This window comes from Burkholderia sp. Ed8, assembly GCF_040761425.1.
Taxonomy (GTDB): Bacteria; Pseudomonadota; Gammaproteobacteria; order Burkholderiales; family Burkholderiaceae; genus Burkholderia; species Burkholderia seminalis.
In genome coordinates, this window is the sequence record NZ_CP142886.1 from 602747 (window position 1) to 621708 (window position 18962).

Here is an 18962-nt window from a genome sequence, read left to right on the forward strand (position 1 = left end):
AGCTCGCTCAGTTCGCCGGGGCGACGCCGCCGATCTTGTACTGAACGTACGACGAATCGCGCAGTTCGCGCAGCCAGTCGGCGTAGGCCTGCTCGGCCTTGCGCTGGCCGATCGCCTGGCGGGCGATGTCCATTTGCTGCTGCACCGACCCTTCCGCTTCGCGGCGGTTCAGCACCTGGATCAGGTGGTAACCGTACTCGGTGCGGATCGGCTGGCTGACCTGGCCGTCCTGCAGGCTGTTCATCGCCCGCTCGAATTCCGGCACGGTCTCGCCCGGGCTGATCCAGCCGAGATCGCCGCCCTGCGACGCCGAACCGTCCTGCGAGTAGGTGCGCGCGAACTTCGCGAAATCGCCGCCGGCCTCGATCTGGTTGCGGATGTCGACCAGTTGCTGGCGCGCCTGGCCTTCCGACTTGCCTTCACCGACGCGCAGCAGGATGTGGCGCACGTGCGTCTGGACGATCTTCGGCGCGGCGGCGGTCGCACCCTGGCTCTGGCGGCGGTCGACGAGACGCACGATCTCGAAGCCGTCCGGCACGCGGATCAGCGTCGGGTTGACCTGGCCCGGGCGCAGCTTCGAGGCGGCGTCGACGACGTCGGCCGGCAGCGCGCTCGGCGCCTTGAAGCCGAGGTCGCCGCCCTTCTTCGCGTCGTTCGCTTCCGAGTTGTTCTTCGCGAGGCGCTCGAAGTCGGCGCCCGACTTCGCCTGCTGCAGCAGCGCCTCGGCCTTCTTCTGCGCGGCCTCGATGTCGGCCTGCGGCGCGTTGGTCGGCGCCTTGATGAAGATGTGCTGGAAGCGCAGGTCCTGCTGCTGCGACGCGTTCGGCCCACGCTGGCTCGCGATGTAGTTCGCGACTTCGGCGTCCGACACGGTGATCTTGCCGTCGACCTCGCGCTCGCGCAGCTTCGACAGCATCAGCTCGGTGCGTGCATCGCTCGTGAAGATGCTCCAGGGCACGCCTTGCGCCTCGAGACGTGCGCGGTACTGGTCGAGCGTCATCCCGTTCGCCTGCGCGAGACGCTGCAGCGTGGACTGCACGGTCGCGTCGTCGATGCGGATGCCATCATCCTTCGCCTTCTGCACCTGGATACGCTCGAGCACCATCTGGTTCAGCACCTGCGCGCGCAGCTGGTCGGTCGGCGGCACGGGCGCGTTCTGCTGCTGCAGCCGGCGGGCGATCAGGCCGGCACGCTGGTCGAGTTCGCGGCCCGTGATCACGTCGTTGTTGACGACCGCGACGACTTCGTCGGCGAGCTGCGCACCTTGCGAACCGAGCGCCTGCGCCGCGGCCGGCGCGGCGGCGAGCAGCGCGGCGGACGCGGCGAGGCTGGACACGACTGCCGCGAAACGAAGGTTTTTCTTCATTGCCACTGAAACTCCATTGAAATCGTGCTGACCGGTGCAGACAAGCCGGCGTTACTCGTAGTTGCTGAAGCGGGACATCGGCGGCGGCGGCGGCGGCAGCGGCGTGTAGCCCGGTACCCCGGCGCGGAATGCCGACACGAGGCCGTTGTCGACGGTCGACAGGCCCTTGAGCGTCAGCTGCATCATGAATCGCGTCGACGAGTTCTGCTGTCCCGACGAATTGATGCCGTTCGCCGCCCGTTGCACCCCGACCCCGAGCGCCCAGCAATCCGCGTCGTATTGTAAGCCGACCAGACCGTCGACCACGCGATCGCCGGCCAGATCGTAGTTGAAGCGGCCGATCGCATACAGGCGGCGCGTGAGCGGCCATTGCGCGGACACCAGGAACTGGTTGATCGGCTGGTTGTCGAGCGTGGTGTTCGTGCGCGTGTAGCGATAGCCGACGTTGATCACGCGGCGCTCGCCCGGGCTGTAGCCGAAACCGACGCTCGACTTCACGAGCTGGTTGTTGTTCTGGTTGTACTGGAACGCCGTCTCCGACATGAAGCCCGAGCCGAGCTTCAGCGCGGCGCCGACGATCAGGTCCGAATGGCGCGCCAGCACGGCGCTCTGCCCGGGGTTCAGCGTGACGCGCTGATCGGCGAAGTAGTACTGCTGCGCGATCACGAAACGCGCGCGCTCGTCGCCGGTGCGCGGATCGATGAAGCGCGACGTCAGGCCGGCCGTGATCCGGTTCGCGTCGGCGATCCGGTCGTTGCCGACGAACGTGTTCGGCTGGTAGATCTCCGCGAGGCCGAAATCCGATTCCGCGGTGTCGAACAGCGGCGCGTTCGACTGGTTGCGATACGGCGTGTACACGTAGTACAGGCGCGGCTCGAGGGTCTGGATGAAGTCCTGGCCGAACAGGCGCACCGAACGATCGAAGATCAGGCCCGAATCGAAGGTCACGGTCGGGATCGACTCGGTGAAGCGCTTCGGGTTGTTCGGCGTGGTCGACGACAGGTAGTTCAGGTCGTACGACGCGAAGTGATACTGGACCTTCGGCACGACGAAGTAGCCGGGGCCGTACACGCCGTACGCGATATACGGGTTGAAGACGATGCGGTCGCCTTCGGTCGCGTCGGCCGTCGTGATGCGGAACCGCGAATAATCGGCTTCCGCGCCGAAGTCGAAGCCGCCGACGTTGTACTTCGTGTACTTCACGTTCAACTGCGGCTCGCGGCTGTACGGCGCGATCGACGGCGGCAGCGTCTGCCAGTGCTGGTAGCGCGCGAGCACCGACCACGGACCGTTGTTGTACGTGAGGCCCGCCTCCTGCTGGTACAACGTCTGCGTCCCGTTGATGAACTGGTTCATCGAACCCAGTTGTTCGGGATACGTGTTGTCCGAGACCTTGTTGTAGTAGACGTAGCCGCCGAAACCGCCGCCGAAGTTCTGCTGGTGCTGCCAGTAGATCGCGTAGCGGTTGCGGTGCTCGAGCCGGTCGTCCGGCAGGTAGTTGGCCGTGAAGGTGCCCGAATACGACGGCGACAGGTAGCGGAACGTCGCCTCGGTCATCACGCCGCGCCGCGAGATGATGCGCGGCGTGAGCGTCAGGTCGCGGTTCGGCGCGATGTTGAAGTAGTACGGCAGCGTCAGCTCGAAGCCGTTGCTCGAGTTCACCGAGAACGTCGGCGGCAGCAGGCCGCTGCGCCGCTCGCCCGACAGCGGGAACGTCATCCACGGGCTCGCGAAGATCGGCACGCCCTGGAAGAACAGCACGCCGTTGCGCGCGGTGCCTTCGTCGGCGCCCGTGTCGAAGTCGAAGCGGCTGCCCTTGATGTACCACGCGGGGTTCGTCGAGCACTGGCACGCGGTGTAGGTGCCGTTGACGAACACCGAGCGCTCGTTGTCGACCATGTCGACGCGCTCGGCGCTGCCCGAGCCGCCCGTCATGTTGAAGTGGTACTTCGGCGCCGTCATGAAGCCCTGGTTCGCCTCGATCTTCAGGTGCGCCTCGGGGCCCGCGAACGACGTACCGCCATTGATCACCTTGACCTGGCCGTACGCATCGGCCATGTCGGTATCCTGATCGTAGTGGAGCGCGTCGGCCTTCACGACGGCGTCGCCGCGCCGCAGCTCGGCGGAGCCCTTGGCGGCGAGGTCCTGCTCGGCGGTGCCGCTCGTGTGGTCGGCGATCACGAAGGCGGCCGGCTTCGCGCCGTCCTTCAGCGGATGATCCTCGAGCTGGGGCGCGAGGCGCAGATCCCACGGCGAGTCGAGCGGCTGCGGCTGCGCGGCCGCACCCGACAGCTGCGCGTACGACACGGCCGGCACGAGGCCGGGCACGGCCAGGAGCGCGAGCGCGAGCCGCCGTTTGCGCGGCGCCCCGTCACCGGGGAAAACATTCGGGAATAGCGGTTTGGGCGGCATCTATCGTTTGGCGAATCGCCCCTTGTCAACCGCGCCTTCACGGCACATGCGCGCACGGCGGGCCGCGCCGTCGCACCGCGACTGCGGCTGAGCGCAAACCGGGGAGGCGATCGGGCGGGCGGCGCGACAGGCAGCGGGCCTGCACGGCGGAAGCTGACGCGGGGCGCGTCAAAAAAGTCGTGGGGTATTATATGGCAAGACGTTCCCCCCTCCGCCGAGTTTCATGACGCCCCCATCCGCCGCATCCCAGCCCGACGCCCGCCTCGACGCCCTGACCGCGTGGCTGCAACCGCTCGCCGAGCGCTATGCCCTCGACCTGTCGACCCTCGCGCCCGCGTCGTCGGACGCCAGTTTCCGCCGCTATTTCCGTGTCGCCTCGGCCGCGAGCCCCGGCGGCACGCTGATCGCCGTCGACGCGCCGCCGCCCGAGAAGTGCCGGGAATTCGTCCAGGTCGCGCAGCTGCTCGCCGCGGCCGGCGACCACGTACCGGACGTGCTGGCCCACGATTTCGACGCGGGCTTCATGCTCGTGACGGACCTCGGCCGCACGTCGTACATCTCGGTGCTCGACCCGGCCGACCCAGTCGCCGCGCGGCCGCTGATGCGCGACGCGCTCGACGCGCTGATCCGCTTCCAGCTCACGTCGAAACCCGACGTGCTGCCGCCGTTCGACGAAGCGTTCCTGCGCCGCGAAATGGAGCTGCTGCCCGAATGGTTCGTCGGCCGTCATCTCGGCAAGCCCGTCACCGACGCGATGCGCGGCACGCTCGACCGCACGTTCGCGCTGCTGGTCGCGAGCGCCCATGCGCAGCCGCAGGGTTTCATGCTGCGCGATTTCATGCCGCGCAACCTGATGGTCTGCGAGCCGAATCCGGGGGTGCTCGACTTCCAGGACGCCGTCTACGGGCCGTTGACGTACGACGTCGTGTCGCTGCTGCGCGACGCGTTCGTCAGCTGGGACGAGGAGTTCGAGCTCGACTGCTTCGCGTACTACTGGGAAAAGGCGAAAAAGGCCGGCCTGCCGGTCGATCCCGATTTCGGCGAGTTCTACCGCCAGCTCGAATGGATGGGGCTGCAGCGCCACATCAAGGTTCTCGGCCTGTTCGCGCGCATCAACTACCGCGACGGCAAGCCGCACTACCTGAACGACCTGCCGCGCTTCCTGACCTATGCGCGCAAGGTCGCGCTGCGCTACCGCCCGCTCGTGCCGTTCGCGAAGCTGCTCGACGAGCTCGAGGGCAACGCGCCGGCCGACGTCGGCTATACGTTCTGACCGTCCTCACGCCCAGTCGAACATGAGCACTACCCTGACCACGGCGATGATCTTCGCCGCCGGGCGCGGCGAACGGATGCGCCCGCTGACCGACACCCGCCCGAAACCGCTGCTCGAAGCCGGCGGCAAGCCGCTGATCGTGTGGCAGATCGAGGCGCTCGCACGCGCGGGCATCGAGACGATCGTGATCAACCACGCGTGGCTCGGCGAGCAGATCGAAGCCGCGCTCGGCGACGGTTCGCGCTGGGGCGTGCGGCTCGCGTATTCCGCCGAGGGCGACGCGCTGGAAACGGCCGGCGGCATCGCGCAGGCGCTGCCGCTCATCGAGCGCGACGGGCAGCCGGCCGTGTTCGCGGCGGTCAGCGGCGACGTGTACTGCGCGTTCGACTACCGGACGCTCGCGCCGCACGCCGCGCGGATGGCCACGCTCGATACGCCCGCGATGCACCTCGTGATGGTGCCGAACCCGCCGTTCCACCCGGCCGGCGATTTCGCGCTCGGCGGCGATGGCCGCCTCGCGCTCGACGGCGCCGCGCGCGTCACATTCGGCAACATCGGCCTGTACGACACGCGGATGTTCCGCGATCTCCCGCCCGGCACGCGGCGCGCGCTGACGCCGTACTACCGCGCGGCGATCGAAGCCGGCCGCGCGACCGGCGAATTGTACGAAGGTATCTGGGAGAACGTCGGCACGCCCGCGCAGCTCGGCGAGCTCGACGCGCGGCTGCGCGCTGCGGGCTGACCGGACGGCGGGCCGCCCCGCACGACAGCGCGTCGTGCAGCGCCGCCCGTTGTTACACGGCCTCGGCCTCCTCGCCGCCGGCCGCCGCGCGCTGCTGCTGCAGCGCCCACATCTGCGCATACAACCCGTCCGCGCGCACCAGTTCGTCGTGCGTGCCGCGCTCGACGATCCGGCCGTGATCCATCACGAGGATCTGCTGCGCGTGCACGACCGTCGACAGCCGGTGCGCGATCACGAGCGTCGTGCGATGCCGCGCGATCTGGTCGAGTTCGTGCTGGATCGCGCGCTCCGAGCGCGAATCGAGCGCCGACGTCGCCTCGTCGAACAGCAGCACCGGCGGATCCTTCAGCAGCGTGCGCGCGATCGCGACGCGCTGCTTCTCGCCGCCTGACAGCTTCAGCCCGCGCTCGCCGACCGGCGTGTCATAGCCCTTCGGCAGGCTTTCGATGAAATCGTGGATGTGCGCGGCGCGCGCCGCCGCGACCACCTCGTCGCGCGTCGCGGTCGGCCGGCCGTACGCGATGTTGTAGTAGATCGAGTCGTTGAACAGCACGGTGTCCTGCGGCACGATCCCGATCGACGCGCGCAGCGAATCCTGCGTGACGTCGCGGATGTCCTGGCCGTCGATCCGGATCGCGCCGCCCGCCTGGCGGTCGAGATCGTAGAAACGGAACAGCAGGCGCGACAGCGTCGATTTCCCCGAACCGCTGTGGCCGACCACCGCGGTCGTCGTGCCCGCGTCGATCGTGAACGTCACGTCGTGCAGGATCGGCCGCGCCGGCTCGTACGCGAAGTTCACGTGCTCGAAGCGCACCTGCGCGCCGGCCACCGCGAGCGGCCGCGCCTCGGGCCGGTCGGCCACTTCCTTCGCGGCCGACAACAGCCCGAACATCCGGTCCATGTCGGTGAGGCTCTGCTTCAGCTCGCGATACACGACCCCGAGGAAGTTCAGCGGAATGTACAGCTGCAGCATGAACGTGTTGATCAGCACGAGATCGCCGAGCGTCAGCTTGCCCGCGAGCACGCCCTGCGTCGCGCGCCACAGGATGAACACCAGCCCGGTGCCGATGATCGCCTGCTGGCCGAAGTTCAGCACCGACAGCGAGTTCTGCGAGCGGATCGCGGCCTTGCGGTAGCGCTTGAGATTCTCGTCGTAGCGCTGCGCCTCCCACTCCTCGTTGCCGAAGTACTTCACCGTCTCGTAGTTGATCAGCGAATCGATCGCCCGCGAGTTCGCGCGCGAATCGAGTTCGTTCATCGTGCGGCGGAAATGCGTGCGCCAGTTGGTGACCTTCACGGTAAATACGATGTACGTGACCAGCGCCGCGAACGTCACGTACGCGTAATAGGCCTCGTACTTGACCACGAAGAAGCCGAGTACGAGCCCGACCTCGACGAGCGTCGGGAGGATGCTGTACAGCGAATACGAAATGAGTTGCTGGATGCCGCGCGTGCCGCGTTCGATGTCGCGCGACATGCCGCCCGTCTGGCGTTCGAGATGGAACCGCAGCGACAGCCCGTGCAGGTGCCGGAACACCTGCAGCGCGAGCTGGCGCACCGCGCTTTCGGTGACCTTCGAAAACAGGATCTCGCGCAGCTCGGTGAACAGCGACGTCGACAGCCGCACGAGTGCATACGCGACGACCAGCAGCCCGACGCCGCCCGCGAGCACGATGCCGGCCGACTGCTCGGCGCGCCCGAGCGCGGTGATCTGCTGCACGTAAGACAGGTGGTCGACGATGCGCTTCATCACGATCGGCACGCCGAGGTTCGCGACCTTCGCGCCGATCAGGCAGCCGAGCGCGAGCGCGACGCGCCATTTGTAGGTGGCCAGGTACGGCAGCAGCGACCGGATGGTCTGCCAGTCGTTGCGAGGCCCGGTCGAAGCCGGCGCGGGCTCGCCGGAAGCAGGAAATCGGCGCATGGGGGAGTCTCTGTGGCGAGGCACGGCACGTGGTTCGACGGCCGGCTCGCGCGCTTTCTCGTACAATTTGCGAACGTTGTATTGTCGCAGAAGCCGCTTCGCGCCGCTGCCGGCGGCCTCGCCGGCCCGCCTGCGCGCGGCGGCCCATTTATTACAGGATGAAAGCCCCCGCCATGACCGATTCGACCCTCGAACTCCCGCAGAAGCAGCCCGCGCTGCGCGTCGTCCCGCAGCCGCACGACGCGAACGTCCACGGCGACGTGTTCGGCGGATGGATCATGTCGCAGGTCGACATCGCCGGCTCGATCCCCGCGAGCCAGCGCGCGAACGGCCGCGTCGCGACGGTCGCGGTCAACTCGTTCGTGTTCAAGCAGCCGGTGTTCGTCGGCGACCTGCTGAGCTTCTACGCCACCATCATGCGCACCGGCAACACGTCGATCACGGTCGACGTCGAGGTGTACGCGCAGCGCATGCGCCTGATGGGCGAAGTCGTGAAGGTCACCGAAGCGACGCTCACGTACGTCGCGACCGGCACGGACCGCAAGCCGCGGCAACTGCCGCCGCTCTGACCGGCGCGCGCCGCGGCCGCGCGGCGCACGGCCGCGTCAGTGCGTGGCCGTCAGCCCGAACTCCCGCATCGCGGGCAGGAAATCGTGATTCAGCTTCGGCTTGCGCGACAGCTTCACCAGCACGTAGCGCTGGAACGGCGCGAGCCGCTGCCACTGCGCGAGCGCGGGCGCGGTCAGCCCGGCCAGCGCGCTCTGCTGCACGAGCGATTCCGGCACCGCGTCGACGGTGCGCCAGGCCGGCTGCTCGTCCGGCTGGAACCATGACGGTTCCAGATCCGCATGCGTGCGCAGCATTTCGAACAGCGCATGATCGAAGTTGGGCTCGATCGCGGTGTCGTCGTCGGCCGGGAAGCGCACGAGCAGCTTGCGGTCCTCGAGCGGCAACAATTGCCACTGTTCGAGCGAAATCCGCAGACCGAAGCGGTCGAGATTGAAACGCACGATCATCGGGATGTACGTGAAGTTTTCCGACGAATCGTGTTCGAAGTTGAAGAGCAACGGAGCGTCGCTGAGTCCCATGGTCGTTACCTGACGTGGCGGATGCCGGCGCGGCCGGCCTGCCTGGGGTATTTTAGAACCTCTGCGCGCGGGCGGCGGCACGATTGTCGCCGGCCGTGCCTCGAATCAACGGGAGTGCTCGTGAATCCGACCAAGATCGATCAACCGCGCGACGCGCTGCGCGACGAACCGCGCGGCGCGATCGAACTGCCCGTGCGCCGCACGCGCGGCGGCACCGTGGAAACCGCGCACGACCACGTGGGCCAGGAATGGCCGGTCGCGCTCGTGTTCAACGGTATTTCGCACGCGGTGATGATGTGTACGCCGTGCGACCTCGAGGCGTTCGCGGTCGGCTTCGCGATCTCGGAAGGGATCGTCGCGCGCGGCAGCGACATCAAGGACATCGAGGTGATCCTGCACGCCGATGCACCGCTGCCGCATGCGGAAGTGCATCTGGAGGTCGTCCAGCAGGCATTCGCCGCGCTGAAGGACCGGCGCCGCGCGCTCGCCGGGCGCACCGGCTGCGGCGTATGCGGGATCGAAAGCATCGACCTGCTCGACCTCGCGCCGGAGCGCGTGCCCGACACCGGCTTTCTGGCACGCCTCGCGCCCGACGCGCTCGCGCGCGCGGCGCACGGGCTGCCGTCGCACCAGGCGCTCACGAAACTGACCGGCGGCCTGCACGCGGCCGCGTGGTGCGATGCAACAGGCGCGATCCGGATGGCATTCGAGGATGTCGGCCGCCACAACGCGCTCGACAAGCTGATCGGCTCGCTCGTGCTGTCGCGCGCCGACGCCACCGACGGTTTCGTCTTCCTGTCGAGCCGCGCGAGCTACGAGCTGGTGCGCAAGGCCGCGCGAGTAGGCATCCCGCTGGTCGCGACGATCTCCGCGCCGTCGTCGCTCGCGATCGAGATCGCGAAGGCGGCCGGCCTGCGGCTCGTCAGTTTCTGCCGCGAAACCGGCTACGTCGACTACGGCACGGCGTGACCGCAAGCGCGGGCGCGGGCCGGCGATCCGCCGCCGGCACGGCCTGCTCCGTCAGTCGAACTGACGAAAATCCGGCTTGCGCTTCTCGAAGAATGCCGTCATCGCCTCGCGCGCTTCCGGCGCGCGCAGCATCGCGGCGAAGTGGCCCGCTTCCTCGGCCATCCGCGCCGACGTCGCCACGCCGCCCGTCTCCTTCAGCAGCGCCTTCGTCACCCGCAGCGACGACGCCGGCAGCGCCGCGAGCTTGGCCGCCTGCTTCGCCGCGAACGCGTCGAGCTCGGCCGCCGGCAGCACGCGGTTGACGATGCCGATCCGGTGCGCTTCCAGCGCGTCGAACGCCTCGCCGAGCAGCAGCTTCTCGGCGGCGATCTGATGGCCGGCCAGGCGCGGCAGCAGCACGCTCGACGCGGCTTCCGGGCACAGCCCGAGCTGCGCGAACGGCAGCGAGAACGTCGCGGTGTCGGCCGCGTAGACCAGATCGCAGTGCAGCAGCATCGTCACGCCGACGCCGATCGCGAGGCCCGGCACCGCGGCCACGATCGGCTTGCTCGCGCTGCTGATCCGCGCGAGAAACTGGAACACCGACGCGGTGTCGTCCTTCGGCGGCGACTTCAGGAAATCCTCGAGATCGTTCCCCGCGCTGAAATTGCCGTCGCTGCCGCGCAGCAGGATCACGCGGATCGCCTTGTCTTCCTGCGCGTCGGCGAGCGCATCGGCCATCGTCTGGTACATCGCCGCCGTCAGCGCGTTCTTCTTCGCCGGGCGCGCGATCGTGATCGTCATCACGCCTTCGGCGCGTTCCACTTGAATTTCGGCCACAACCGTCTCCTTGACTTTCCTCTATCGGAATGAAAAAACGGTGCGCGAGCTCGTGGCCCGCGCACCGTCGTCGCCTTTCGTCGCGTCCCGCTTACAGGCGTTCGATGATGCCCGCCGCACCCATGCCGGTGCCGACGCACATCGTGACCATCCCGTACTTCAGGTTGCGGCGGCGCAGGCCGTGCACGACGGTCGCCGCGCGGATTGCGCCGGTCGCGCCGAGCGGGTGGCCGAGCGCGATCGCGCCGCCCATCGGGTTGACCTTCGACGGGTCGAGACCGAGATCGCGCATCACCGCCAGCGACTGCGCGGCGAATGCCTCGTTCAGCTCGATCCAGTCGAGATCGTCCTGCTTCAGGCCGGCGGCCTTCAGCGCGGCCGGAATCGCTTCCTTCGGGCCGATCCCCATGATTTCCGGCGGCACGCCGCGCACCGCGAAGCTCACGAAGCGCGCGAGCGGCGTCAGGTTGAATTCCTTCAGCACCTTCTCCGACACGACGAGCAGCGCGCCCGCGCCGTCCGACGTCTGCGAGCTGTTGCCGGCCGTGACCGAGCCCTTGTTCGCGAACACCGTGCGCAGCTTCGCGAGGCCTTCGAGCGACGTGTCCGCGCGCGGACCTTCGTCGAGCTTGACCTCGCGCGTCTTCACGTCGACTTCGCCGGTCGCGAGGTTCGGGAAACGCTCGCTGATCGTGTACGCGGCGATCTCGTCGTTGAACTCGCCGGCCTGCTGCGCGGCCAGTGCCTTGCGGTGCGACTCGACCGAGAACGCGTCCTGGTCGTCGCGGCTCACCTTCCACTGCTCGGCGACGCGCTCGGCCGTCAGGCCCATCCCGTACGCGATGCCGAAGTCTTCGCTGCGATCGAAGATGTGCGGCGACATCGACGGCTTGTTGCCCATCATCGGCACCATGCTCATCGATTCGCAGCCGCCCGCGAGCAGCGCGTCCGATTCGCCGACGCGGATGCGGTCGGCCGCCATCGCGAGCGCGGTGATGCCCGACGCGCAGAAGCGGTTGACCGTCACGCCGCCGACCGTCTGCGGCAGGCCCGCGAGCAGCGCGCCCATGCGCGCGACGTTCAGGCCCTGCTCGGCTTCGGGAATCGCGCAGCCGATGATCGCGTCCTCGATCACCTTCGTGTCGAGGCCCGGCACCTGCGCGACCGCCGACCTGATCGCGTGAACCAGCAGCTCGTCGGGGCGCGTGTTCTTGAAGACACCGCGCGGAGCCTTGCCGATCGGGGTGCGGCTGGCGGCGACGATGTATGCGTCTTGCAGTTGTTTGCTCATTTCAGACTCCTTGTCTGCTCGCTCAGTTACGCACCGGCTTGCCGGTCTGCAACATGCCCATGATCCGTTCCTGCGTCTTCTGCGTGCCGAGCAGCTCGACGAACGCGCGGCGCTCCAGCGCGAGCAGCCACTGCTCGTCGACGAGGCTGCCGGCTTCGACGTCGCCGCCGCACACGGCTTCGGCGATGCGGCTCGCGATCAGGTAGTCGTGGTCGCTGATGAAGCGGCCGTCACGCATGTTGACGAGCGATGCCTTGATCGTCGCGATCGCCGAGCGGCCCGCCACCGGCACGTCCTTCGCGCGCAGCGGTGCGCGGTAGCCGGTGGCGGCCAGCGCGCGCGCTTCCTTCTTCGCGGTGTCGAGCAGTTCGAACACGTTGAAGACGATCGTGTCGGACGGCTTCACGTAGCCCATCGCGCGTGCGTCGTGCGCGGACGCCGAGACCTTCGCCATCGCCGCGTTCTCGAACGACTTCGTGACGAACTTCAGGATGTCGGTGGTCGCGTTGGCGGCCGTCGCGGCATCCGCCGCGCGCAGCGCCGCTTCCTTCAGGCCGCCGCCCGCCGGCACCAGGCCGACGCCCACTTCGACGAGACCGATGTAGCTCTCGACGTGCACGACGCGCTTCGCGCTGTGCAGCATCAGCTCGCACCCGCCACCGAGCGCGATGCCCGATACGGCCGCGACGACCGGCACGTTCGCGTACTTCACGCGCAGCATGCCTTCCTGGAACTTCTTCACGAACGGCTCGATACCCTTCGCGCCGCCCATCATGAACGCCGGCATCGCCTCCTCGAGGTTCGCGCCGGCCGAGAACGGGCCGCCCGGCGTGCCGAGCTTCAGCGACGTCGGCTGCCAGATCACCACGCCCTTGTAGTCCTTCTCCGCGAGCTCGATCGCCTGCACGAGGCCGTCGATCACGCTCGGTCCGATCGTGTTCATCTTCGACTTGAACGACACGATCACGACGTCGTCCTCACCCGCACGGTCGTCGACCCATGCGCGCACGGCATCGGTCTCGAACAGGGTCTTGCCGTAGGTCTTCGGATCGGCGCCGGCTTCGCCGATGAGCGGCGCGCGGAACACCTGCTTGTCGTAGACCGCGAGGTCAGAACGCGGCACGAAGCGCTTCGCGGCGGGCGCCCACGAGCCTTCGGCCGTGTGCACGCCGCCCTTCTCGGCGACCGGGCCTTCGAGCACCCACGACGGCAGCGGCACGTTTGCCAGCGCCTTGCCGGCCGCGATGTCTTCCTGCACCCACTCGGCGACCTGCTTCCAGCCGGCGGCCTGCCAGCCTTCGAACGGGCCTTCGTTCCAGCCGAAGCCCCATCGGATCGCGAGGTCGACGTCGCGCGCGTTGTCGGCGATCGATTCGAGATGCACGCCGATGTAGTGGAACACGTCGCGGAAGATCGACCACAGGAACTGCGCATGCGGATGATCCGTTTCGCGCAGCAGCTTCAGGCGTTCCGCCGGCGGACGCTTCAGGATGCGGCCGACGGTTTCGTCCGCCTTCGCACCCGAGTCGACGTAGGTGCCGGTCTTCGCGTCGAGCACCTTGATCGCCTTGCCTTCCTTCTTGTAGAAGCCGCCGCCCGTCTTCTGGCCGAGCGCGCCCTGCTTCACCAGTTCGGCGAGCACGGCGGGCGTCTGGTAGACCGGGAAGAACGGATCGTCGGCGAGGTTGTCCTGCATCGTCTTGATCACGTGCGCCATCGTGTCGAGGCCGACCACGTCCGCGGTGCGGAACGTCGCCGACTTCGCGCGGCCGAGGCGGCTGCCCGTCAGGTCGTCGACTTCGTCGAAGCGCAGGCCGAACTTCGCGGCCTCGGTGATCACCGCGAGGATCGAGAAGATGCCGACGCGGTTCGCGATGAAGTTCGGCGTGTCCTTCGCGCGCACGACGCCCTTGCCGACGACGCTCGTCAGGAACGTCTCGAGCTGGTCGAGGATCTCCGGGCGCGTGTGCGCGGTCGGGATCAGTTCGACGAGGTGCATGTAGCGCGGCGGGTTGAAGAAGTGCACGCCGCAGAAGCGCGACTTCAGCTCGTCCGAGAACCCTTCGGACAGCTTCGTGATCGACAGGCCCGACGTGTTGGTCGCGAAGATCGCGTTCGGCGCGATGTGCGGCGCGACCTTCTTGTACAGGTCGTGCTTCCAGTCCATCCGCTCGGCGATCGCCTCGATCACGACGTCGCATTCGGCCAGCTTCGCGATGTCGTCCTCGTAGTTCGCCGCTTCGAGGTATTTCGCGTCGTCCTTCACGCCGAACGGCGCGGGCGACAGCTTCTTCAGGTTCTCGATCGCCTTCAGCGCGATCGCGTTTTTCGGGCCTTCCTTGGCCGGCAGGTCGAACAGCAGCACCGGCACGCGCGCGTTGACGAGGTGCGCGGCGATCTGCGCGCCCATCACGCCGGCGCCCAGCACGGCGACCTTGCGAATCAGGAAATTGCTCACGGGATGTCTCCGGATAGTGTCGTGCAGCGCGGGATGTGAGGGCTGCACGGCGAAGTGAGTACCAGGAACCGTTGCGTTCGGGCGGCGCGCGGCGCGCCCCGCCCGGACTCGCGTCAGAACAGCGATTCGTCGACTTCCATCAGCGTCTTCGAGCCGGCGCGCGCCGCGCGGATCGTCGACGCCGTCTCGGGCAGCAGGCGCGCGAAGTAGAAGCGGGCCGTCGCGAGCTTCGACTTGTAGAACGGGTCGCCCGACGCTTCGTTGTCGAGCGCGAGGCGTGCCATGCGCGCCCAGAAGTACGAGAACACCAGGTGGCCGACGGTACGCAGGTACGGCACGGCGGCGGCACCGACTTCGTCGGGGTTCTGCATCGCCTTCATGCCGATTTCCATCGTCAGCTTCTGCACCTTGTCGCCGATGTCGGCGAGCGGGTTGATGAACTCGGCCATTTCCGGCTTCACGCCTTCGGCTTCCGCGAATTCCGTCACGAGCTTGCCGAACTTCTTCAGCTTCGCGCCCATGTCGCCGAGCACCTTGCGGCCCAGCAGGTCGAGCGACTGGATCGAGTTCGTGCCTTCGTAGATCATGTTGATCCGCGCGTCGCGCACGTACTGCTCCATGCCCCACTCGGAGATGAAGCCGTGGCCGCCGTAGATCTGCATCGCGTGGTTGGTCGACTCGAACGCGTTGTCGGTCAGGAACGCCTTGATGATCGGCGTGAGCAGCGCGACGAGGTCGGCCGCTTCCTTGCGCACCGCTTCGTCGGCGTGCGACAGTTCCTTGTCGATCTGCAGCGCGGACCAGTACGTGAACGCGCGCGCGCCTTCCGCGTAGGCTTTCTGCGTGAGCAGCATGCGGCGCACGTCCGGGTGCACGATGATCGGGTCGGCCGGCTTGTCCGGTGCCTTCGGACCCGTCAGCGAACGCATCTGCAGGCGTTCCTTCGCGTACGTGAGCGAGTTCTGGTACGCGACTTCCGTGAGGCCGAGGCCCTGCATGCCGACGCCGAGGCGCGCGGCATTCATCATCACGAACATCGCGTTCAAGCCCTTGTTCGGCTCGCCGACCATCCAGCCCTTCGCGCCGTCGAGGTTCATCACGCACGTCGAGTTGCCGTGGATGCCCATCTTGTGCTCGATCGAGCCGCACTTGATGCCGTTGCGCTCGCCCGGCTCGCCCGCCGCGTCGGGGATGAACTTCGGCACGATGAACAGCGAGATCCCCTTCGTGCCTTGCGGCGCGTCCGGCAGGCGCGCGAGCACGAGGTGGACGATGTTCTTCGACATGTCGTGCTCGCCGCTCGAGATGAAGATCTTCGTGCCGCTGATCGAGTACGAGCCGTCGCCGTTCGGTTCGGCCTTGGTGCGCAGGATGCCGAGGTCGGTGCCGCAGTGCGGCTCGGTCAGGCACATCGTGCCCGTCCATTCGCCCGACACGAGCTTCGGCAGGTATTGCTTCTGGAGTTCCGGCGCGCCGTGCGCGTGCAGGCATTCGTACGCGCCGTGCGACAGGCCCGGATACATCGTCCATGCCTGGTTCGCCGAGTTCAGCATTTCGTAGAGCGCGTTGTTCACGAACGCGGGCAGGCCCTGGCCGCCGTAGTCCGGATCGCAGCCGAGCGCCGGCCAGCCGGCCTCGACGTATTGCTGGTAGGCCTCCTTGAAGCCGGTCGGCGTCTTCACGACGCCGTCGCCTTCATACGTGCAGCCTTCGCGGTCGCCGACCTGGTTCAGCGGGAACAGTACCTCGGAGCAGAACTTGCCCGCTTCCTCGAGGACCTGGTTGATCGTGTCGGCGTCGAGGTCCGCATGCTTGGGCATTTGCTTGACTTCGGCTTCGACGTTCAGAAGCTCGTGCAACACGAATTGCATGTCGCGCAGCGGCGCGGCGTACTGTCCCATGACTCTCTCCAAAGGTGGGCAAAACGGCTCGAGCTCCTGGCGGGCGGGTCACGCGCCGCTAACGGCTCTCGCTCTGATACGAAACAATCGTCTTTTCCAGCGCGGCCCACGTGAGGCGCACGGCGTCCGGCGAATGCAGGAAGCGCGCGTCGTGATGCAGGCCGAGCGTGAAGCTGTACAACTCGAAGAGCATCAGGTCCGGATCGGTATCCGCACGCAGATGGCCTTCTTCCTTCGCCTGCGAAATGGCACGCAGCATCGCGGCACGCCAGGCCGTCACGCTCGCGATCAACTGCTCGCGCACGGGGCTGTCAGGCCGGTCGTCGTACTCGACGGCACCGCTGATGTAGATGCATCCCGTCGTCACCTCCTGGATGCGCTTCTCCGTCCAGCGGGCCAGCATCGCCCGAAGGCGCGGCAAGCCTCGCGGCTCGCGCAGGCTCGGAAAGAACACCTCGTTTTCGAAACGATGGTGATACTCGCGGACGACCTCGACCTGCAGGTCCTCGCGCGATCCGAAGTGCGCGAACACACCGCTCTTGCTCATCTGCATGCGCTCGGCCAGCAGGCCGATCGTCAGCCCCTCCAGCCCGTCACGGCTGGCGAGGTCCAAAGCAGCTTCAAGTATCGCGGCACGCGTCTGTTCGCCTTTTCGCATAGCTATTTCTGTAACCGTTCGGGGGTTCGAATAAAATCGAACGGCCGTACTATTATTGAGTGCGGCCGCTCGCGAAACAAGGAAATTATTAGAAACCGGTGTCTAACCGAGCCGCTATTTTGCGCGATTCCGGCGGGACCGGAGCGGCTTTTCCGCACGAACGTGCGGACAGATATTTTGAAGCGAATGCTTAGTCTGCGTCAGTCGTAACCGCCGACCGTCAGCGCCTTCATCACGAGACGATACGCGGTGTACGCGAGCCAGTTCAGCAGACGCTCGAGGCGCGGGCGCGCCGCGAAACGCGCGGCGTCGATTTCCCGGCCATCGGCGAACGCGGCGGCGATCGCGTCGCGCAATTCGTTCGTGACTGCATCGTAGCGCACCAGCACGACGTTCGCTTCATTGTTCAGCATCAGGCTCAGCGCGTCCAGGTTCGACGAGCCGACCGTCGCCCAGTTGTCGTCGATCACGGCGACCTTGCCGTGCAGCATCGTCTTGTCGTATTCGGCCACCCGCACGCCCGCGCGCAGCAGCGCGTGATAGAGGAACGGCACGGCCGTGTCGAGCGCCGCGAACTCCTTGCGGCCGATCAGGATCCGCACGTCGACGCCACGCCGCGCCGCGCCCGTCAGCGCGCGGCGCAGCTTGCGGCCCGGCATGAAGTACGGATTCGCGAGCAGGATCCGCTGGCGCGCCTGGCCGATCGCCGCGAGATACGCCTTTTCGATCGCGCGGCGGTTCACGACGTTGTCGCGCGCGACGAACGCGACGCTCGGCTCCGTCACGACCCTGAGCGCGCCGGCCTTGATCCACCGGTGGCTGCGCATCCAGCGCCGGAACATGTCGGGAAACGCCTCGCCGCCGTGCAGGCCGGCCGCGTACTGCGCATACGGCTTGTGGCCGAACTGGATCCGGTGCCACTGCAGCTCGAACGCGGCGCGCACGTCGGACACCGCCGGCCCGGCCATCTCGACCGCGAAATCCCAGCGCGGAAACGGCAGCGTCGCGCTGCCCTGCGTGTAGTCGTCGACGATGTTGATGCCGCCGCAGAACGCGGCCGCATGATCGATCACCGCGAGCTTGCGGTGCGTGCGCGAGAAGCCGAAACGGCCGAACAGGAAGCGGTTGTAGATGCAGTGCTCGACACCGGCCTCGGCCCACGTATCGAACAGCGGCAGGCGCGCGGTGCCGACGCCGTCGGTGATCACGCGCACACGTACGCCGCGCTGCGCCGCGCGGATCAGCGCGTCCGACACCGGCCGGCCGGCCGCGTCGTCGCAGAAGATGTAGGTTTCGAGCATCACCTGCTCGCGCGCCGCATCGATCCGCTCGATCAGCGCGTGGAAGAATTCGCCGCCGGTTTCGCACAGCCGCACGGTATTGCCGGTCGTGAACGCGAGCCGCGATGCGGAGCCGCGTTCCTGCAGGAACATCTGCCGCAATTGCGCGAAGCGCTTGCGGGCCTCCGCCGTCATGCGGACGAGCCGTGCGGCGCGCGCGACAGGGCCACGCGCGCGGGCAGCTGCAGGATCGCCTCGGCGTTCGACGGCGAGAAACAGCGCGCGGCCGCCTCGCGGAACGGCAACCACGCATGGTCGACATGCTCGCGCGGCGACAGCGTGACGTCGACGCGCCCCGGCACGCACAGGCCGAACCAGTGCTCGACGTTGCGCGTGACGCCCGGTGCATAGCGGTGCAGGTATTGCGGATAGATCGCGTATTCGATCCGGTGACGCCAGTCGACGAGCGCGGCGGCCGGCACGTCGGGCGTGCCGACGGCGATGCCGGTTTCCTCGGCCACTTCGCGCGCGGCCGTCACCGCGAGCGGTTCGTCGAGTGCGTCCTTCGAGCCGGTGACCGATTGCCAGAAATCGGGCTGGTCGGCACGCTTGATCACGAGCACATCGAGGTCGGGCGTGTAGATCACGACAAGAACGGATTCGGGGATTTTCGGCGGCTTCGTCATCGTTGTTTCATGCGGCACGGGGCCGTGCGACGGCCATGTGCTCCGAACGTACGGCAAGTGCTGCGACTGTACCGCAAAAAACGAAAAAGGCGCAT

15 protein-coding genes are annotated in these 18962 nt (G+C 67.5%); 4 read left to right on the forward strand and 11 right to left on the reverse strand.

The annotated features are described in order from the left end of the window. Positions 1-7: 7 nt before the first annotated feature. Together VXM69_RS16730 and VXM69_RS16735 are read right to left on the reverse strand one after the other, a co-directional pair. On the reverse strand, positions 8-1366 hold the full coding sequence (locus VXM69_RS16730; RefSeq protein ID WP_124609661.1) for a peptidylprolyl isomerase: 1359 nt from the start codon (positions 1364-1366) through the stop codon (positions 8-10). A 51-nt stretch (positions 1367-1417) separates the two neighbouring features. Then, positions 1418-3778, reverse strand: coding sequence for an LPS-assembly protein LptD (locus tag VXM69_RS16735; protein WP_034189015.1), 2361 nt, complete (start codon positions 3776-3778; stop codon positions 1418-1420). A 223-nt stretch (positions 3779-4001) separates the two neighbouring features. Between VXM69_RS16735 and VXM69_RS16740 the strand changes: the two genes are divergently transcribed. Beyond that, on the forward strand, positions 4002-5051 hold the full coding sequence (locus tag VXM69_RS16740; RefSeq protein ID WP_059560502.1) for a phosphotransferase: 1050 nt from the start codon (positions 4002-4004) through the stop codon (positions 5049-5051). 22 nt (positions 5052-5073) lie between these two features. Next, positions 5074-5793 (forward strand): N-acetylmuramate alpha-1-phosphate uridylyltransferase MurU, encoded by a 720-nt coding sequence (murU, locus tag VXM69_RS16745; RefSeq protein WP_367189929.1) that lies wholly within the window; start codon positions 5074-5076, stop codon positions 5791-5793. Between the two features lie 52 nt (positions 5794-5845). Here the strand turns inward: murU and VXM69_RS16750 are convergent, their stop codons facing one another. Beyond that, the gene (locus VXM69_RS16750) at positions 5846-7717 is read right to left on the reverse strand and encodes an ABC transporter ATP-binding protein/permease (protein ID WP_034189012.1); all 1872 of its coding nucleotides are present in this window, start codon (positions 7715-7717) and stop codon (positions 5846-5848) included. A 173-nt stretch (positions 7718-7890) separates the two neighbouring features. Here VXM69_RS16750 and VXM69_RS16755 point away from each other — a divergent pair, with 173 nt between their 5' ends. Continuing rightward, entirely contained in the window at positions 7891-8286 is a 396-nt protein-coding gene (locus VXM69_RS16755; protein WP_034189011.1) for an acyl-CoA thioesterase, read from the forward strand. Positions 8287-8322: 36 nt separating this feature from the next. On the opposite strand, the gene VXM69_RS16760 is transcribed toward VXM69_RS16755, so the two are convergent. Next, complete coding sequence (locus VXM69_RS16760) at positions 8323-8805, reverse strand: nitrate reductase associated protein (protein ID WP_367189930.1); 483 nt, start codon at positions 8803-8805, stop codon at positions 8323-8325. A gap of 114 nt (positions 8806-8919) precedes the next feature. Between VXM69_RS16760 and fdhD the strand changes: the two genes are divergently transcribed. Continuing rightward, the gene (gene fdhD, locus VXM69_RS16765) at positions 8920-9774 is read left to right on the forward strand and encodes a formate dehydrogenase accessory sulfurtransferase FdhD (RefSeq protein WP_059560508.1); all 855 of its coding nucleotides are present in this window, start codon (positions 8920-8922) and stop codon (positions 9772-9774) included. Between the two features lie 51 nt (positions 9775-9825). Here fdhD and VXM69_RS16770 read toward each other — a convergent pair whose 3' ends face one another. The 7 genes from VXM69_RS16770 to nudB form a co-directional block, all read right to left on the reverse strand. Continuing rightward, on the reverse strand, positions 9826-10593 hold the full coding sequence (locus VXM69_RS16770) for an enoyl-CoA hydratase (RefSeq protein ID WP_034189009.1): 768 nt from the start codon (positions 10591-10593) through the stop codon (positions 9826-9828). A 91-nt stretch (positions 10594-10684) separates the two neighbouring features. Beyond that, the gene (locus VXM69_RS16775) at positions 10685-11884 is read right to left on the reverse strand and encodes an acetyl-CoA C-acyltransferase (protein ID WP_301742342.1); all 1200 of its coding nucleotides are present in this window, start codon (positions 11882-11884) and stop codon (positions 10685-10687) included. 22 nt (positions 11885-11906) lie between these two features. Further along, on the reverse strand, positions 11907-14342 hold the full coding sequence (locus tag VXM69_RS16780; protein ID WP_069706266.1) for a 3-hydroxyacyl-CoA dehydrogenase/enoyl-CoA hydratase family protein: 2436 nt from the start codon (positions 14340-14342) through the stop codon (positions 11907-11909). A 113-nt stretch (positions 14343-14455) separates the two neighbouring features. Further along, positions 14456-16243 (reverse strand): acyl-CoA dehydrogenase C-terminal domain-containing protein, encoded by a 1788-nt coding sequence (locus tag VXM69_RS16785; protein WP_034189006.1) that lies wholly within the window; start codon positions 16241-16243, stop codon positions 14456-14458. Positions 16244-16301: 58 nt separating this feature from the next. Next, on the reverse strand, positions 16302-16901 hold the full coding sequence (locus tag VXM69_RS16790; protein WP_006751498.1) for a TetR/AcrR family transcriptional regulator: 600 nt from the start codon (positions 16899-16901) through the stop codon (positions 16302-16304). 200 nt (positions 16902-17101) lie between these two features. After that, a complete protein-coding gene (gene clsB / locus VXM69_RS16795) occupies positions 17102-18376 on the reverse strand; it encodes a cardiolipin synthase ClsB (RefSeq protein ID WP_034189005.1) in 1275 nt (424 codons plus the stop codon). Continuing rightward, the gene (nudB, locus tag VXM69_RS16800) at positions 18373-18867 is read right to left on the reverse strand and encodes a dihydroneopterin triphosphate diphosphatase (protein WP_049028255.1); all 495 of its coding nucleotides are present in this window, start codon (positions 18865-18867) and stop codon (positions 18373-18375) included. The genes clsB and nudB overlap by 4 nt, the downstream gene beginning before the upstream one ends. Positions 18868-18962 lie beyond the last annotated feature (95 nt).

Bases quoted from the DNA above. Each gene is read 5' to 3' on its own strand.
- VXM69_RS16730 (WP_124609661.1), bottom strand. From the start codon at position 1,366: ATGAAGAAAAACCTTCGTTTCGCGGCAGTCGTGTCCAGCCTCGCCGCG.
- VXM69_RS16735 (WP_034189015.1), bottom strand. From the start codon at position 3,778: ATGCCGCCCAAACCGCTATTCCCGAATGTTTTCCCCGGTGACGGGGCG.
- VXM69_RS16740 (WP_059560502.1), top strand. From the start codon at position 4,002: ATGACGCCCCCATCCGCCGCATCCCAGCCCGACGCCCGCCTCGACGCC.
- murU (WP_367189929.1), top strand. From the start codon at position 5,074: ATGAGCACTACCCTGACCACGGCGATGATCTTCGCCGCCGGGCGCGGC.
- VXM69_RS16750 (WP_034189012.1), bottom strand. From the start codon at position 7,717: ATGCGCCGATTTCCTGCTTCCGGCGAGCCCGCGCCGGCTTCGACCGGG.
- VXM69_RS16755 (WP_034189011.1), top strand. From the start codon at position 7,891: ATGACCGATTCGACCCTCGAACTCCCGCAGAAGCAGCCCGCGCTGCGC.
- VXM69_RS16760 (WP_367189930.1), bottom strand. From the start codon at position 8,805: ATGGGACTCAGCGACGCTCCGTTGCTCTTCAACTTCGAACACGATTCG.
- VXM69_RS16775 (WP_301742342.1), bottom strand. From the start codon at position 11,884: ATGAGCAAACAACTGCAAGACGCATACATCGTCGCCGCCAGCCGCACC.
- VXM69_RS16785 (WP_034189006.1), bottom strand. From the start codon at position 16,243: ATGGGACAGTACGCCGCGCCGCTGCGCGACATGCAATTCGTGTTGCAC.
- VXM69_RS16790 (WP_006751498.1), bottom strand. From the start codon at position 16,901: ATGCGAAAAGGCGAACAGACGCGTGCCGCGATACTTGAAGCTGCTTTG.
- clsB (WP_034189005.1), bottom strand. From the start codon at position 18,376: ATGACGGCGGAGGCCCGCAAGCGCTTCGCGCAATTGCGGCAGATGTTC.
- nudB (WP_049028255.1), bottom strand. From the start codon at position 18,867: ATGACGAAGCCGCCGAAAATCCCCGAATCCGTTCTTGTCGTGATCTAC.